13 protein-coding genes and 2 pseudogenes are annotated in these 16554 nt (G+C 71.3%); 5 read left to right on the forward strand and 10 right to left on the reverse strand.

All coding sequences use genetic code 11. The features are described from left to right. Window positions 1–2: 2 nt before the first annotated feature. From HAV39_RS37380 to pruA, 3 genes are all read right to left on the reverse strand, one after another. Window positions 3–518 (reverse strand): PadR family transcriptional regulator, encoded by a 516-nt coding sequence (locus HAV39_RS37380; protein ID WP_120316849.1) that lies wholly within the window; start codon window positions 516–518, stop codon window positions 3–5. 365 nt (window positions 519–883) lie between these two features. Beyond that, complete coding sequence (locus tag HAV39_RS37385; protein ID WP_239120850.1) at window positions 884–1663, reverse strand: tryptophan 2,3-dioxygenase; 780 nt, start codon at window positions 1661–1663, stop codon at window positions 884–886. Between the two features lie 76 nt (window positions 1664–1739). After that, a complete protein-coding gene (gene pruA, locus HAV39_RS37390; RefSeq protein WP_120316851.1) occupies window positions 1740–3386 on the reverse strand; it encodes an L-glutamate gamma-semialdehyde dehydrogenase in 1647 nt (548 codons plus the stop codon). Window positions 3387–3766: 380 nt separating this feature from the next. On the opposite strand from pruA, the gene HAV39_RS37395 reads away from it, so the two are divergent. After that, entirely contained in the window at window positions 3767–4723 is a 957-nt protein-coding gene (locus HAV39_RS37395) for a hypothetical protein (RefSeq protein WP_191843884.1), read from the forward strand. Between the two features lie 7 nt (window positions 4724–4730). On the opposite strand, the gene HAV39_RS37400 is transcribed toward HAV39_RS37395, so the two are convergent. Continuing rightward, a complete protein-coding gene (locus HAV39_RS37400) occupies window positions 4731–5234 on the reverse strand; it encodes a DUF6912 family protein (RefSeq protein WP_191843885.1) in 504 nt (167 codons plus the stop codon). Window positions 5235–5363: 129 nt separating this feature from the next. Between HAV39_RS37400 and HAV39_RS37405 the strand changes: the two genes are divergently transcribed. Together HAV39_RS37405 and HAV39_RS37410 are read left to right on the forward strand one after the other, a co-directional pair. Then, a complete protein-coding gene (locus HAV39_RS37405; RefSeq protein ID WP_120316854.1) occupies window positions 5364–5597 on the forward strand; it encodes a helix-turn-helix transcriptional regulator in 234 nt (77 codons plus the stop codon). Between the two features lie 107 nt (window positions 5598–5704). Beyond that, window positions 5705–6211 carry an Rv3235 family protein gene (locus HAV39_RS37410; protein ID WP_191843886.1) on the forward strand — a complete coding sequence of 169 codons (507 nt, stop codon included), beginning with the start codon at window positions 5705–5707 and terminating at the stop codon, window positions 6209–6211. A 151-nt stretch (window positions 6212–6362) separates the two neighbouring features. Here HAV39_RS37410 and HAV39_RS43790 read toward each other — a convergent pair. Together HAV39_RS43790 and secA are read right to left on the reverse strand one after the other, a co-directional pair. Further along, window positions 6363–6461, reverse strand: a pseudogene (locus HAV39_RS43790) (SEC-C metal-binding domain-containing protein); the annotation flags it as partial. 57 nt (window positions 6462–6518) lie between these two features. Then, window positions 6519–9206, reverse strand: a pseudogene (gene secA / locus HAV39_RS37415) (preprotein translocase subunit SecA); the annotation flags it as partial. A gap of 210 nt (window positions 9207–9416) precedes the next feature. On the opposite strand from secA, the gene HAV39_RS37420 reads away from it, so the two are divergent. After that, entirely contained in the window at window positions 9417–10004 is a 588-nt protein-coding gene (locus tag HAV39_RS37420; RefSeq protein WP_191843888.1) for a GNAT family N-acetyltransferase, read from the forward strand. 106 nt (window positions 10005–10110) lie between these two features. After that, on the forward strand, window positions 10111–11232 hold the full coding sequence (locus HAV39_RS37425) for a GNAT family N-acetyltransferase (protein WP_239120849.1): 1122 nt from the start codon (window positions 10111–10113) through the stop codon (window positions 11230–11232). Window positions 11233–11292: 60 nt separating this feature from the next. On the opposite strand, the gene hpf is transcribed toward HAV39_RS37425, so the two are convergent. The 4 genes from hpf to mtrB all read right to left on the reverse strand — a co-directional run bounded on the left by hpf (window position 11293) and on the right by mtrB (window position 16432). Beyond that, the gene (gene hpf, locus HAV39_RS37430) at window positions 11293–11928 is read right to left on the reverse strand and encodes a ribosome hibernation-promoting factor, HPF/YfiA family (protein ID WP_120316859.1); all 636 of its coding nucleotides are present in this window, start codon (window positions 11926–11928) and stop codon (window positions 11293–11295) included. 254 nt (window positions 11929–12182) lie between these two features. Further along, window positions 12183–12911, reverse strand: coding sequence for a ComF family protein (locus HAV39_RS37435; protein WP_191843889.1), 729 nt, complete (start codon window positions 12909–12911; stop codon window positions 12183–12185). A gap of 3 nt (window positions 12912–12914) precedes the next feature. Further along, a complete protein-coding gene (locus HAV39_RS37440; RefSeq protein ID WP_191843890.1) occupies window positions 12915–14774 on the reverse strand; it encodes an LpqB family beta-propeller domain-containing protein in 1860 nt (619 codons plus the stop codon). Next, window positions 14771–16432: an MtrAB system histidine kinase MtrB gene (mtrB, locus tag HAV39_RS37445; protein ID WP_373311826.1), complete on the reverse strand. Its 1662-nt coding sequence runs from the start codon at window positions 16430–16432 to the stop codon at window positions 14771–14773. The genes HAV39_RS37440 and mtrB overlap by 4 nt, the downstream gene beginning before the upstream one ends. Between the last annotated feature and the right edge of the window lie 122 nt (window positions 16433–16554).

The following is a 16554-nucleotide window of genomic DNA, read 5'->3' on the forward strand; positions in this document are numbered from 1 at the left end:
CGCTACTTGGCGATGGCGGTCTTCAGCCAGTTCAGCGCGGCCTTGTGGTAGGCGACGGCGAACTCCAGCCCCGCGGCGGTGAAGTCGTCGCCTTCCTTCTTGGCCTCCTTGGCCTGCTCGCGGGCTTCCGCGAGCGCCTCGGTGTGGTGCGAGTTGGCGCTGTTGAGCAGCGAGTCGAACTGGTTGGTCGCGTGCGTGGATCCGAACGCGACACGCAGTGCATACGGGTTGCGCACCAGCTCGCGGCCGGGCTCCTCGTTCAGCCAGCGGGCGAACGCGCGCTTGCCCGACGCGGTGATCGCATAGGGCTGGCTCGCCCGCGGGCCGGGCTTGCCGAGCTTGACGTATCCGAGCTCGGCGAGGACCGGCAGTTCGCGGTAGACCTGAGACCGGGTCATGGACCAGTACGGGCTGAGCCGACGTTCTGCCGCCGCCATCAGCTGGCCACCGGTCATGGGGCCGTCGTGCAGCAGGCCGAGCACGGCCGCCGCAGTAGCGTTGATTCCTACCTCTGCCATGACTCAACGCTGCCACTTTCACAGCCTTCTGTCCAGGATATCGGCCCATCCACAGTGCACATTCCCCGCCGGACAGTCCCTTTCCGACTGTCTGATCAGACAGGAATATGTCCGTTTCCTGCCTCCGAAGTCCCGCCTGACGGGATAACACAAACCGCCCGATATCTCTCCCCTCGGCGTGTCGCCCCTTTTCGCCCCCCACCCACACCCACCCGATCTTGCCCACTGCCCAACGATCACCCCAAACCCGACATATACACAGGCCAGTCCACAGGATCCTCGCGATGATCGCCGTTTCCGGTCAAGACACGGGGCCGTACCCCGCTTTCTCACCCGAAACAGCGATCTTCAGCCGCGGAGCACGGTCACAGCGCGGCGCGCAGGGACCAGAGGGCGGGGTAGAAGCGGGTGTCCAGGCGGGAGCGGAGGTAGGGGCTGCCGGCGGAGCCGCCGGTGCCGGGTTTGGCGCCGATCTGGCGTTCGGCCATCAGCACGTGCCGGGCCCGCCACAGCGACCACGCCTGGTCGTGGGCGATCAGCGCCTCGGCCAGGTCCCAGAGCGCGCCGTGGCGCTCCCGGTCGCGGGCGATGGCCACGAGCGCCGCCAGCACCTCGTCATCGGAGCCGACGGCGAAGCCGTGCGCGGCCAGCAGCGCCAGGTAACCGTCCCAGAGCGTCGGTTCGGCGAGCCGGCGGCGCAGCCGCTCCTCCTCGGCCGGCGACAGGCCGCGCAGCCGCTCCAGGAAGCCGGGGTCCTTGAGACCGGAGATGAACTCGATCTCGCGGAACTGGGCGGACTGGAACCCGGAGGCGGGCGCGAGCAGGGTGCGGAAGGCCAGGAAGTCCTGCGGGGTCATCGTGTCGATCACGTCGACCTGACCGACGAGCAGCACCTCCACCGCGTGGCAGCGCTCCAGGCGCACCCGGGGCAGGTAGCTCTCCCCGGCCAGCATCCGGTCCCGGGCGTCGGCCAGCTCGTGCAGCAGCAGCTGGAACCACAGCTCGTACGCCTGGTGGATGGTGATGAACAGCAGCTCGTCGTGGGCGGCGGGCGACGACTGGGGCACCTGCTGGGCCAGCAGCTCGGGCACGCGCAGGTAGCTGCCGTAGGTCAGGCGGCCGCCCTGCTCCCCGAAGCTCTGCACGCAGTCACGGTACTCGGACATATGCGAAACGAGGGGCGGGATCGCCTGGATACCACCCCTCGTTCGGATCAGCAGGTCACGGACGCGGGTGGTCGGTGTCCATGTGCGGGTAGCGGTGGTCGGTCGGCGGGACGAACGTCTCCTTGATGGTCCGCGGCGACATCCAGCGGATCAGGTTGTGCCAGGAGCCCGCCTTGTCGTTGGTGCCCGAGGCCCGGCCGCCGCCGAACGGCTGCTGGCCGACGACCGCGCCGGTCGGCTTGTCGTTGAGGTAGAAGTTGCCCGCGGCGAAGCGCAGCTCGTGCGACAGCCACTCCAGCGCCCGGCGGTCCTGCGCGAAGATCGCGCCGGTCAGCGCGTACGGCGCGACGCTCTCCATCTGCTTGACGACCGAGGCGAAGTCGGCGTCGTCGTAGACGTAGACGGCCAGGATCGGCCCGAAGTACTCGGTGGTGAACACCTCGTTGGTCGGGTCGGTGCAGACGATGACGGTCGGCTGCACGAAGTAGCCGACGCTGTCGTCCACCTCGCCGCCGGCCAGGATCTCGCAGGACTCGGACGCCTTGGCCTTCTCCAGCGCGGCCGCGTGCCGGGCGAACGCCCGGTCGTCGATCACCGCGCCGCCGAAGTTGCGGAAGTCGGTGACGTCGCCGTAGGTCAGCGACTCGGTGTCGGCGACGAGCTGGTCCCGGACGCCGGACTCCCACAGCGAGCGCGGCACGTACGCCCGCGACGCCGCGGAGCACTTCTGCCCCTGGTACTCGAACGCGCCCCGGACCATCGCGGTGACCAGCGCGGCCGGGTCGGCCGACGGGTGCGCGACGATGAAGTCCTTGCCGCCGGTCTCGCCGACGATGCGCGGGTAGGAGCGGTAGCCCGCGATGTTGTCCCCGATCTGCTTCCACAGGTGCTGGAACACCCGGGTCGAGCCGGTGAAGTGGATGCCCGCCAGGTCGGGGTCGGCCAGCGCGACCTCGGAGACGGCCAGGCCGTCGCCGGTCACCATGTTGATGACGCCCGGGGGCAGGCCCGCCTCCTCGAACAGGCGCATCAGGAAGTGCGCCGAGAACTGCTGGGTGTGCGCCGGCTTCCAGAGCACCGTGTTGCCCATCAGCGCCGGGGTGGCGGGCAGGTTGCCCGCGATGGCGGTGAAGTTGAACGGGGTGACCGCGTAGACGAAGCCCTCCAGCGGGCGGTGGTCGAAGCGGTTCCACACCCCGGGCGAGGAGACCGGCTGCTCGGCCAGCAGCTTGCGGCCGAAGTGCACGTTGAAGCGCAGGAAGTCGATCAGCTCGCAGGCCGAGTCGATCTCCGCCTGCTGCACGGTCTTCGACTGGCCGAGCATGGTGGCGCCGTTGAGGGTGTCGCGCCACGGGCCGGACAGGAGATCGGCGGCCTTCAGGAAGATCGCGGCCCGGTCGTCGAAGGACATATCACGCCAAAGGGGGGCGGCTTTCTTCGCGGCCGTCACCGCCGCCACCGCATCGGCGTTGGTGGCATTGTGGGTGACTCCCAGCACATGCGCGTGCTTGTGCGGCTGGACGACGTGGATCGCGTTGCCGCCACCCATACGTTGCTGCCCGTCGATGGTCATCGTCAGCTCGAGCTGCTCCGAGGCGAGCTCCCCGAGGCGTTTGTGCAGACGGGATCGCTCAGCGCTGCCCGGTGCGTAGGTGTGCACCGGCTCGTTGTGCGGCTCGGGCACCACGGATACGGCGTCCATCGATGGCTCCTCCGGTCGGAAGGTACGTCAACGTTCTTTGCATACTTGCACGCAAAGTACCGCCACAGCCCGGCCCGGCGGCAGACATGTGATCCGTTCGACCATGACCAGGTCGGCGACCACCGGCTCGACCGCGATCCGGTCCAGGTCACCGGGCCCGCCCTACCGCTCCAGCCTACCCACCCCTCAGGCCTGGCTAGGCTAGGTCGCCGGACCATGGAGCCCCGCTCGGCCAGGCCTGCCGCACCGTCGGCGGGCCGCTCGACCGGACCGGTTCCACCGGTGGCCCCGCGCCAGCCGTCCAGGCCCTTCCGACACGGGGCCGCCGCGGCGAGCACCACGCCGTCGGCAGGCCCACTGTCGCCCAACAGGAGACCACGATGACCGAGCCCGCGATCGCCACGTCCGCCCACCCCCAGCGCAAGGCCGGGACGCAGCCCCCCGCCGCGGCGGAGGGGCCGCGTACGCCGTCCACGACCGGCTGGCTGGCCTTCTCGGCCCTGGCCTGGCTCCTGGTGACACTGCTCTTCTACCGGACCGCGTTCACCGGCGAGGCGGGTGACTGGAGCCTGGTGATGGCGGCCATCCTGCTGCCCCAGGTGATCCAGGCCAACCTGCTCGCCGGGGCGGCGGTCGGGCTGTGGTCCACGCTCGCGCTGGGCCGCCGCAAGCCGTGGGCCGAGCGGGGCGCCGGCCGCTGGGCCGTGGGCACCGCCGCCGGCCTGCTGACCGGCACGCTGGCCAGCGGCGCCGTCCTGCTGGCGTACGGCATGTCGGCGCGCGCCGTCGGCGTGGTCGCGATCGCCGTCGGCGTGGCCGGTGCGCTCGGCGGGGCGCTGGGCGCGATCCGCCCGGCCCGCATCCTGGCCGCGGGCCTGTCCGCCACGCTGCTGGTGCTGATCTTCCTCAACGTGGTGGCGCTGTTCTCGACGCCGCTGCTGAACGCGTTCGGCGGCGGCGACACCGCGGCCGAGCGCTACTCCGCGAACGGGCTGCTCGCGGGCACCACCGCGGTCATCGCGGGGCTGCTCGCCGGACTGGTCGCGTACTGGCGCATCCGGCGCGCCGCGGCGCGCACCGGCGACACCCCGAAGTGGCCGGTCTACCTGGCGGCGGGCGCGTCCGCCGGGCTGCTGCTGATCGTCGCCGAGTTCTGCACCCGGCTGGGCGTCGCCCAGCTGCTCTCGCTCGCGGAGGCGGACATCTCCGCCGACAGCGAGATCCTCTCCTTCATCGCCGCCTCGCGCCTGAACACGGGCCTGGTCGTGCTGTTCGTCGGCGCGATCACGACGACCATCGCGTACGGCCGGACGCTGCCGAAGGCCGTCCGGGACTGACCCCGGCTCACCGGAGGAGCTCGTCGAGCTCCTCCGGTGCGTACCACAGCAGGTCCAGATCCTCGGCCGAGTCGACGGTGAACTGCGCGTCCGGGTCGCCGCCGGCGGCCCGCTCGACCACCTCGGCGGCCTCGGCCACCACCGGCTCCGCCTCGGGCTCGTCCACGTGGAAGGCGGCGATCGCGGCGCGGCGCAGCACGCCGTTCAGCCGCACCGTGCTGGTGCCCAGGTCGCGGTTCTCGACGGTCACCTGATTCGCGGGCACGTCGGCGGAGACGACCACGCGCCGCCGGGGCGCGGCCGGGTCGTCGCGCAGCAGACGCAGCGCGTCCTGGGCGGCCCGCATGAAGGCGACGTACTCCAGCTCCTCCTCGTCGCCCTCGGCGTACCACTCGCGCAGGGCCGGGGTCACCGCGTGCGCGGTCGCGCCGGGCAGCTCGTCGGCGTCGCGCAGCGCCGCGACCAGCGGCACCGTCGCCGGCACGTACACCCTCACGAGATCGTTCGCCACGTCGGATCCCTCCGTCCCGTTCTCCTGCGGACAGTCTCGCACGGCGACACCGGACTCCCCGCGCCACACCATCCGATGGCAAACTGAAGCAACCGCACGAATCAGCCCCTCTTCAGGAGATCCGCCGCCATGACCCAGCCGTTGCCCCGCTTCCTCACCCTGGAGCAGGTCGCCGAGGAGCTCAGCACCTCCACGGCGCAGATCTACGCGCTGGTCCGGCGGGGCGAGCTGCCCGCCATCCGGCTGGGCGGCCGGGGCCAGTGGCGGGTGGAGCGGGCCCGGCTGGAGGAGTTCATCGCCCAGCTGTACGACGAGGCCCAGCAGTACGTGAAGGACAACCCGCTGTCCGGTGGCGAGGACTGACCACACCAAGATCCTTAGATTGGCATTGACCGATCCCTCATACACCAGCTACAAATGTCAAACGGAGGCAAACTCAAGCAAACACAAGATCAAAGGTGGTGGTCCCGATGACGGCGCTCGCCGTTGCTGCCGGATCCGTCCGCATCCATCGCGCGCCCCCGCTCGACCCGCCGTTCGACGACGAGCTGCGCCCCACCACCTACCAGCCGGTCCGGCCCGAGCCCCGCGAGATCATCCCACCGGAGGCCGTCGCCGGGGCCTCGCCCGAGTGCCACACCGCGGCCCTGCGCTTCCTGAACCTGTGCCTGGAGCTGTTCAACGGGTTCCGCTCCCCCGGTCAGCTGCGCCCGCTGCTGCGCGTCACCGAGGCCAACGACGTGCTCGACGAGCTGGCCCGCGGCCTGCGCCGGCTGGCGGCACTACGCCAAGCCGTGCCGGCGGGCACCCCACGCCGTCCCGTGCGCCGCCGCCAACTGCGCACCTGCGAGCCCCGCCCGGGCGTGGCCGAGGTCGCCGCGGTGCTCAGCGACGGCCGCAGCACCTGGTCGCTGGCATACCGGCTGGAGCGCGACACCACGAGCTGGCGCTGCACCGCCCTGCTGGTGCTGCTCTGATCCCCGGGGCGGGCGACTGCACCCCTGGCGACCGCGTCGCCCGTTCCGGGCTCCACAGCGAAGAAGGACCGGCCGTCGGCCGGTCCTTCTTCGTGGTCGTTCTGCGTTACCGGCCCCGTGGGGTCAGCCGCGCCGGACCGCCGTCAGCGGGTCAGGCGGCACCGTGGCAGCGCTTGTACTTCTTGCCCGAGCCGCAGGGGCAGGGGCTGTTGCGGGAGGCCGGAGCGGCGACCGCGCCGCGACCGGCGCTGCGCGGGGACGGCTTGCGGCCCCCGTCGCCGCCGGCGTTGCCGATGCCCAGCGCCGGAGCCTGCTGCACCTGCGGTGCGCCCGCGCCCGCGGCGCCGTCGATCGTCGGCGAGGTGTACTGCACCCGCTGCGGCTGCTGGCGCTGGCCCAGCCCCTTGGCCCGGACCTCGACGTGCGACTCGCCGTCGGGCAGCGGCACGCCTGCTGCCGCCGGCGCGGGCGGCGCCTGCTCGACCTGGACCTCAAGGTTGAACAGGAAGCCGACGGCCTCCTCCTTGATGCCCTCCATCATCTGGGCGAACATGTCGAAACCCTCGCGCTGGTACTCGACCAGGGGGTCGCGCTGGGCGTAGGCGCGCAGGCCGACGCCCTCCTGGAGGTAGTCCATCTCGTAGAGGTGCTCGCGCCACTTGCGGTCGATCACGGCCAGCAGCACCTGACGCTCCAGCTCGCGCATCGCCTCCGGCCCGAGCTGCTCCTCGCGGCGGTCGTACGCGTCGTGCGCGTCCTGCTTCATCCGCTGGACGAGGAACTCGTGGTCGAAGGTGGAGCGCTCGGCGCCCGCCTCCTCCTCCAGCTCCTCGATCGTGATGGTGACCGGGTAGAGCTGCTTGAGGTTGGTCCACAGCTGGTCGAGGTCCCAGTCCTCGGCGTACTCCTTGCCGGTGCCGACGGTGCCGCCGGTGACGTACGCCGCGACCACATCGTCGATCATGGTGTCGATCTGGTCGTGCAGATCCTCGCCGTCGAGCACGCGCTTGCGCTCGGCGTAGACCACCTGGCGCTGCTTGTTCATGACCTCGTCGTACTTGAGCACGTTCTTGCGGATCTCGGCGTTCTGGGCCTCGATCTGCGTCTGCGCCCCGCGGATCTGGCGGGTCACCATCTTCGACTCGATCGGCACGTCGTCCGGGATGTTGAAGCGGTCCATGACCGCCTCGACCGCGCCGGAGCGGAAGCGCCGCATCAGGTCGTCCTGCAGCGACAGGTAGAAGCGGGACTCGCCCGGGTCGCCCTGGCGGCCGGCGCGACCGCGCAGCTGGTTGTCGATCCGGCGCGACTCGTGCCGCTCGGTGCCCAGCACGTAGAGGCCGCCGGCGTCGGTGACCTCCTCGGCCTCGGCCGCGCAGGCCTCCTCCCAGGTGGGCAGGATCTCCTCGAGCGCCTTGTAGTAGTCGTCGCCGTGCTCCTCCTCGGTGAGCCCGCGCTGGCGCAGCTCCGCCGCGGCGAGGAACTCGGGGTTGCCGCCGAGCAGGATGTCCGTGCCACGACCGGCCATGTTGGTGGCCACCGTGACGCCGCCCTTGCGGCCCGCCTGCGCGATGATCTCCGCCTCGCGGGCGTGGTACTTCGCATTGAGGACCGCGTGCGGGATGCCCTTGCGGCGCAGCAGCTGCGACAGGATCTCGGAGTTCTCCACGGAGACCGTGCCGACCAGCACCGGCTGGCCGGTGGCGTGGCGCTCGGCGATGTCCTCGACGACCGCCTGGAACTTCGCCTTCTCGGTCTTGTAGATGACGTCCGACTTGTCCTGGCGGACCATCGGGCGGTGCGTCGGGATGGTCACCACGCCGACGTTGTAGACCTTGTTGAACTCGCCCGCCTCGGTCTGCGCCGTGCCGGTCATGCCGGACAGCTTCTCGTACATGCGGAAGTAGTTCTGCAGGGTGACCGTCGCGAGGGTCTGGTTCTCCTGCTTGATCTCGACGCCTTCCTTGGCCTCGATCGCCTGGTGCATGCCCTCGTTGTAGCGGCGGCCGTGCAGGATGCGACCGGTGAACTCGTCGACGATCAGGACCTCGCCCTCGGAGACGATGTAGTCCTTGTCGCGCTTGAACAGCTCCTTGGCCTTGATGGCGTTGTTCAGGTAGCCGACCAGCGGGGTGTTCACCGACTCGTAGAGGTTGTCGATGCCCAGCCGGTCCTCGACCCGGGAGACGCCCCGCTCGGTCACCGCGATGGTGCGCTTGGACTCGTCGACCTCGTAGTCGCCCGAACCGTCCTTGCCCCGCTCCAGCCGGGCCACCACCGCGGCGAACTCGCCGTACCACCGCTGCGACTGCTCGGCCGGGCCGGAGATGATCAGCGGCGTGCGGGCCTCGTCGATGAGGATCGAGTCGACCTCGTCGACGATCGCGAAGCCGTGGCCGCGCTGCACCATGTCCGCGGCCGACCAGGCCATGTTGTCGCGCAGGTAGTCGAAGCCGAACTCGTTGTTCGTGCCGTAGGTGATGTCGCAGTCGTAGGCCGCGCGGTGCTCGTCGGACGGGCGGTTGGGCAGCACCGTCCCGACGGTCAGGCCGAGGAAGCGGTGCACCCGCCCCATCCACTCGGCGTCGCGCTGGGCCAGGTAGTCGTTGACCGTGATGACGTGCACGCCCTTGCCGGCCAGCGCGTTCAGGTAGGCCGGCAGGGTGGACACGAGGGTCTTGCCCTCACCGGTCTTCATCTCGGCGATGTTGCCGAAGTGCAGCGCCGCGCCGCCCATGATCTGCACGTCGTAGTGCCGCTTGTGCAGCACCCGCTTGGCGGCCTCGCGCACCGTGGCGAACGCCTCGGGGAGCAGGTCGTCCAGGGTCTCCCCGTCGGCGAGGCGCTCCCGGTACTGGTCAGTCAGCGCCCGCAGCTCGGCATCGCTGAGGTCGACGTAGTTCTCCTCGATGGAGTTGACGGCGTCGGCGATGGCCTTGAGCCGACGGAGCATCCGCCCCTCACCGGCACGGAGGATCTTCTCGAAAATCGACACGGGTGTTCAACGCTCCCTAGACAGTCTGCCGACCCATCGTAGGCGCATCGGACGGCGAATCGTCACCCCCGGGGAAGTGATCCGGCAGAATCGGGCACCAAGTCACAAACCTCCAGGCCCGAAGTCCGACCTCACGGCCTCGGCCGCGCTCGGCCGCCGCCCGGCGTTATCGGCGTGCCGACCTGCGGGGCGGTGTGCCAGGGTAGGGCCATGACCGACCCGTACGACAACCCCCAGCCGGTCCTGCACACCGTCACGGACCGGGGCGCCCCGCTCACCTTGCGCCCGGCCCGGCTCGACGACGCGCCCGGCATCCTGATCGCCTGCACCGACCCGGAGTCCCGGCGCTGGACCACGGTGCCGCTCGACTACGACCCAGAGAAGGCGGTCGGGTGGGTGACCGGCTACGCCCCCGGCTGGTGGGAGCGCAGGCAGGGCGCGGCGTTCGTGCTCGCCGACGCCGACGACGCCTACGTGGGCCAGATCGACCTGCGCGTCTCCGGCGATCCGCAGGTCGCCGACATCGGCTTCCTCACCGCGCCGCACGCCCGCGGCCACGGCTACATGAGCGCGGCGCTGCGCGCCGTCGCCGAGTGGGGCATCCGCGAGCTCGGCCTGGCCCGCGTGGAGTGGAAGGCGCACGTCGGCAACGACGGCTCGCGACGGGTCGCCGAGCGGGCGGGCTTCACCTACGAGGGCGTACAGCGCAGCGGCTGCGCCCACCGCGGCGAGCGCCGCGACGCCTGGACCGCGGCCCTGGTCCGGGAGGATTTGAGCGGCAGCGAGGAGAAGGCATGAACGAGCGCAGCGAGCGAATCAGCGGGCTCGGGGATGCCGCCGACGAGCGGAGCGAGCGAATCAGCGGGCTCGGGGATGCCGCCGACGAGCGCAGCGAGGAGGAGGCATGACCAAGTCTCGCGAGCCGTTCATGCTCGACGGCGGCACGGTGCGGCTGCGGCCGTGGCGGCTGCGTGACGCCGAGCAACTGCGCGCGGCCTGCGACGACCCGGTGACGGCGCACTTCATGGCGCAGATGCCGACGCCGTACACGATGGAGCACGCGCGGTGGTGGATCACCGAGGGTTCGCCGGAGTCCTGGCAGACCGGCGGGGCGTCCTGGGCGGTCGTCGACCCGGCCACCGACGAGGTGCTGGGCGGGGCCGGGTTGAGCCACCTGCAGCAGGACCGCCGCCAGGCCGAGCTCGGCTACTGGGTCGCGCCGTGGGCGCGCCGCCGGGGCGTGGCCACGGCGGCGACCCGGGCCATCACCGACTGGGCCTTCGGCACGCTGGGCATGATCCGCATGGAGCTGTTCACGGTTCCCGACAACGCGGCCAGCCAGCGGGTCGCGCTGGCGGCGGGCTTCACCCGCGAGGGCGTACGCCGGGGCGCGTCCACCCGCCGCGACGGCTCCCACGGCGACTACGTGGCGTTCGTCCGGCTGGCGAGCGACCCGGCCGGTCCGGTGCCGCCCGGCCTGCCCGACTTCCCCGGCGGCGAGCTGACCGACGGGCGGGTGCGGCTGCGCCGGATCGCCGCGGCCGACGCCGAGGATTACTTCGCGCTGGCGCAGTTGCCGGAGGTGGCCCGCAGCAACGTCGGCGGCCCGACCACCCTGGACGGGGTGCGCGAACGCTGCGCCTGCGCCGAGGCCGACTGGCTGGCGGGCAACCGCGCCACCTGCGTCGTCCTGGACGCCGAGAGCGGCGCGTTCGCCGGCGAGATCGGCCTGTACTACCACGAGCGTTTCCTGCAGCAGGCGATCCTCGGCTACGCGCTCCGCCCGGAATTCCGCGGCCGGGGCTTCGCCACCGGCGCCGCCCGGCTGCTCAGCGACTGGGCGATGGAGCGGGCCGGCGTGGTGCGCGTGGTCGCCGGGACGTTCCCCTACAACGAGGCGTCGCGGCGGGTGCTGGAGCGGGCCGGGTTCGAGCTGGAGGGGACGCTCAAGGCACGGCTGCCCGCGCAGGACGGCACGCGCGTCGACGACATCCAGTACGTGCGGATCGCCGAGAAGTTCCGCTGACACGAAGATCGGCCTGTCCCGTCCTCACCGGACGGGACAGGCCGACACCTGCCTATCGGTTCACCAGGCCAGCGTCAGAAGTCCGTAGTCGTACGCCTTGCGGCGGTAGACGACACAGGGCCGGCCGCTGTCCTTGTCGTGGAACAGGTAGAAGTCGTGCCCGACCAGCTCCATCTGGTACAGGGCGTCGTCGACTGTCATCGGTTCACCGGAGAACTCCTTCTCCCGCACGATGTGCCACGGCTGGTCCTGGTCCTCCAGGGCGTCCATCGGTCCGCCCGCGCCGTTGGCGGAGCGCGCGAGCGTGGCGGTGGCGGTGCCGCCCATGGGGGGTTCGAACAGGGCCAGGTTGGCGGTGGCCTCGGCGACGGAGACCGGGGCGCGACGGCCGCGGTGCACCCGGCGGCGGTCAGCGGCCTTGCGCAGGCGGCGGTCGAGCCGCTCGACGGCCTCGTCCAGTGCGGAGTAGAAGTCGCTGGCGGCGCCGGTGGCGCGGATCACGGGGCCGCGGGTGACGCAGGTGATCTCGATGTGCTGGCAGGAATCGGCTTGGCGCGGGTTGCGCTCGTGGATTAGCTCGACGTCGAATTCAATGATCTTCTGGTCGTAACGCTCAACTTTTTGCAGCTTGTCTGCCACATGAACCCGGAAATGATCCGGAACTTCGACATTACGACCCTTGACCTCGATGTCCACGCCTGACCTCCCACGGTCTGTCCGAGTGCGGAACACCCCGGCAACTGGTGTCCGGGGCGCACTTCTGTAAGCCCCTTCCGACGCTCTCGTTCACCGCCGAGCGGTGACCTCCATCAGGTGGTTGGCTTCTGACGCTAGCCTCTTGTCAGCCACTCGTCATCCCTTGTACCAAGACTGTTTTGACGAGATTCGCCCTTTCGGTACCGCGCGTCACGGAGCCGTCACCCAGCATCGATCCAGCCATTATCCGAAGATTACGGCCATATTGCGCGTTGTGACAGGTACCGGCGTGTCGCGGCCAGCGCCACGCACGCATCGACGCGCATCCCCGCGCTCCCCAGCAGCACCGACGCGGCCGCCAACGTCGCACCGGTGGTCACGATGTCGTCCAGCAGCACCGTCACGGACCCGGGCGCGGCGCGCCGGGCCCGCTCCACCGCCCCATGCCGCAGCGCGAAGGCGCCCGCCGCGCTCGCGGCCCGCTGCGCCGACGACAGGTGCGCCGAGTCGGCCTTCGGCAGCGCCCGCAGCGGGGCGGCGACGGCGGCCTGCCGACCGGCCTCGCGCAGCCGGTGCGCCGCGGCACGGGCCAGCCCGCGCATGTGGTCGCCGTGCCGGGCGCGGGCCGCCGCGGCCGTGTCCGGCACGTAGAGCAGCAGCAGGGGCCGCCGCGGGTCCGCCGTCGCCGCGACCGCCTCGGCGAGCAGCGCGCCCAGGGGCCCGGCCAGCCGGTGTCGGCCCCGCTCCTTGTACGCGAGGATCAGCTCCCGCAGCGGGCCGTCGTACGCACCGAGCGCCACGCACGCAGGCAGGCCGGGCGGGGCCGGATCGGGGCGGGTCGGCGCGGCCCGCAGCGACTCGACCGCGCGGGCGCAGTCCGCGCAGACCTCGTGGCGCAGCGTCGGCCCCGAGCCGCCGCAGCCGGCGCACGACGCGGGCAGCACGAGATCGGCCAGCGCCTGCCAGAGCGCACCGACCGCCACCGCTCAGCCCTCGAAGCAGGCTGCCGTGACGGTGGGCTCCACCGGCGGTTGCGGTGGGCCCGACGAGGACGGGCTCGGGCTGGGCGACGGCGGCGGCGGGAGCAGCAGCAGCGACTCCTTGATCAGCGGGTCGAGGGTCCCGATGTACGCCTTGGTCGCCTCGTTGTCGACGTCGAGCAGGACGTTTCCACTGGTCACGGTCCGGCCTGCGTTGCCGACATACGCGGTGAGGTTGGTGAGGGCGGCTTTCTGGCCGGTCGGGTAGGTGACCTCGATCGCGCCGTCGACGGTCACGTACGCCAGCGTGGCCACGTCGCCGGACGTGCTGACGACGACCGTGTCCTCGCGCAGGAACGCCACCTCGCGCAACCGGCCGGCCAGGCTGGTCGCCAGCTTGCGCGGCTTGCCCACCTTGAACGCGTTCTGCTTGGCTTTCGACCGCAGCAAGGGGGCGACGTAGAGGTCGCCGCCGATCACCAGCGCCATCCGGCGCCCGTCGGGCGCGACGGTCACCCCGGTGATCTTCCCGAACGCGGCCTCCGTGGTGTCCACGCTGGTCGGTCTGGTGCCGTGCACCAGCACCACCGAAAGCTTCCCGTCGTGCAGCACCAGGGCGGTGGTGCCCGCCCGGTCCAGCCAGATCGGGCGGGAGATCGAGTCGCCGGTCAGCCCGGCGCTGTGGATCGTCGGCTTGGCAGCCGTGTCGTTGGTGGTGGACTTGTCCCGCGGCGCGCTGCGCGGGCCGATGTACAGCTCCTGCTTGCCCTTGCCGCTCCGGCGGACCAGCGCGAACGCGGTCTCGTCCTTGGCCACCGCCGCGGAGACCAACTCGCTGTTGACGGCCGCGGGCAGCACGTCCTGCAGCGGCGGCGGGTGCGCTTCGCCCTTGCGCACGACGCGGGTGAGCACGCCGTCCACCACGGCGTACCTGTTGGGTTCGCGTGCGCTCGACAGCGACGCGGCCAGGTTCTTGTCAGGGAACTGGTAGTCCGTCGTGACATCCCGCCCCTCCAGCTGCAACTGCAGTCGCTGCTCGCCCTCGGGCCACAGCGTCCAGTACAGCTGCGCCGCGAGCCGGTCCCGCACCGCCGCGTCGGCGAGCGCACCCAGGTTGACCGTGATCTGGTTGGCGTTCTCGACGATGCTGCCCCGTCTTCCGGCGTCATCCGGCAGCCGCTCCACGGCGTCGGACAGCCAGGCGGACGGCCCCTTCACCAACCAGTCGAACAGCCGGTTGTTGACCTGCTCCTGCGGCACTGCGCGGGGCAGGTAGCGCAGATCGGGCACGAGCGAGGTGTTGTCGGTGTTCCAGAAGTAGATGGGCAGCCGCAGGTAGTACGTCTCCAGCTGGTCCACGTTGAGCAGCAGCTCCTGCGGCAGGTCGGTCAGCACCAGACCCCCGCCGGCAGCCCGGCCGTACTTGAACGTGTAGAGACCGCGCTCCTTGCCGTCGTACGGCAGCACCTGGCCCTCGGGCGTCAGCACGCCGAGGCGGCGCACCGGCACGTCGACCTTGTCGCCCTCCCGCGTCATCGACCCCACCTCGACCAGCACGACGTTGGAGCCCGGGTTCCACTCGGCCCGCTCGTCGGGGGCGATGTACTGCTCCGCCGTCGCCATGATCGTCTCGTGGGCGCCGCCGTGATCCCCCGCGGCCGCCAACAGGAAGTTCGCAACCAGGTCGGTAGGCTCGGTCACATCCCTGGTCCAGGGCGGCGGCTTCACGCCGTCGGGGGAGGTCAGCTCAGGGCCGGCGGACGGCCCCAGCCCGTCTCGCACGACGTCGTCTCGCACGCCTATCCCGCACCCGGCCAGGGCCACCGCGGTTGCCGCGGCGAGCAGCGCGCTCATCGTCCGTCTCATACCGGCACCTCCGCAGCGTTCCCGTGCTGCCGGACCACCGTCACGTCGGCGGGGATCAGCGGCAGCGGCGAGCCGGACAACCGCCCGCCCGCCCGCACCGGCAGGGTCAGCCGGAACTGCGCGCCCTGCCCGGGCGATCCCCAGGCCTCCAGCCAGCCGCCGTGCAGCCGAGCGTCTTCCAGGCTGATGGACAGGCCCAGCCCGGTGCCGCCGGTCTGCCGGGCCCGCGACGGGTCGGCCCGCCAGAAGCGGTTGAAGACCAGCTTCTCCTCGCCCGGCTTCAGGCCCACCCCGTGGTCTCGTACCGTGATCGCGATCGCCCGCGCGTCGACGCCCAGGGTCACCGTCACCGGGCGGCCCTCGCCGTGGTCGACGGCGTTGCCCACCAGGTTGCGCAGGATGCGCTCGACCCGGCGGGGGTCGATCTCGGCGATGACCGGCGGGTCCGGGGAGACCAGCTCCAGGTTGATGCCGACCCGGTCCGCGACCGGCTCCAGCCGCTCGGTCACCCGGCGCACCACGGTGATCAGGTCGGTCGGCTCGGAGTCGAGCATGGCGAACCCCGCGTCGAAGCGGCTGATCTCCAGCAGGTCGGTGAGCAGCTCCTCGAACCGGTCGAGCTCGGCCTGCAGCAGTTCGGCGCTGCGCGCCGACGCCGGGTCGAAGTCCTCGCGCTGCGCGTAGAGCAGGTCGGCCGCCATCCGCACGGTGGTGAGCGGCGTCCGCAGCTCGTGGGACACGTCCGAGGTGAAGCGGCGCTGCAGCCGGGACATCTCCTCGAGCCGCACGATCTGGCGCTGCAGGTTGGCCGCCATCTGGTTGAAGGCGTCGGCGAGCAGCGCCATCTCGTCCTCGCCGTCGACGACCATGCGCTGGTCGAGCAGACCCGCCGACAGGCGCTGCGCGGTGCGGGCCGCGACCCGGACGGGACTGACCGTCGCCCGGGTGACCAGCGCGGTGACCACGCCGAGCAGCAGCACCAGTGCCACGCCGACGAAGATGACCGTCGACCTGATGTCCTTGGCCACCTCGACCTCGGTGTCCACCGGGAAGAGGTAGTACAGCTCCACCGCGCCGTCCAGCCGCCACTGCGGGGTGGGCACGCTGGAGCCCCATACCAGGTAGGTGTGCGTGCCGTCGCCGAGGTTCGCGCTGACGTACTGGAACGACCGGTATCCGGGCGGGCTGGTGACCTCGCGCTCGAGCTCCCTGGTGATCGCCGGCCGCAGGTCGAGACCCTGCGGCCAGGCCGATCCCGTGCTGCTCAGCGCCGAGGCGGTGGTCACCCGCGTGAACCGCATGGTCACCACGACACCCTCCTGACCTCCGGTCAGCGAGCTGAGCAACCTGATCACGTTGCCCGGGGTGTCCGGGCTCTCCGGGTTCGGGATGGCGCTCAGCTGCTGCTCGGCGATCTTCACGCCGCTCATGACCTGCCGTCGCGCGTCCTGCTCGGCCCCGGCCAGCAGCCGGTCGGTGCTGCTCTTGGCGATCAGGTAGCCGAAGCCGCCGACCAGCAGGCTGGAGCACAGCAGGGTGATGGTGACCATGCGCAGCTGCAGCGAGCGCCGCCAGATCCGGCGCGCCTGGCGCACGCCGGGCGCGAGGCGCCGGGCGGTGGGGCGCAGCGCCGGCACCCGAGCCGCCTTCTTGACCAGCCGCTTGAGCGTGGCGCGGGCCTGGGCGGCGCGTCCGGGCACGCCCGAAGGCTGCCCGTGTTCCTCCGGCTCGCGGGGTTCGGGCAGCTCAAACGGGGTGGGGGTGGGGGTGGTCACGGTCG

The sequence above is a fragment of the Catellatospora chokoriensis genome (genome assembly GCF_011297315.1).
Classification (GTDB): Bacteria; Actinomycetota; Actinomycetes; order Mycobacteriales; family Micromonosporaceae; genus Catellatospora; species Catellatospora citrea.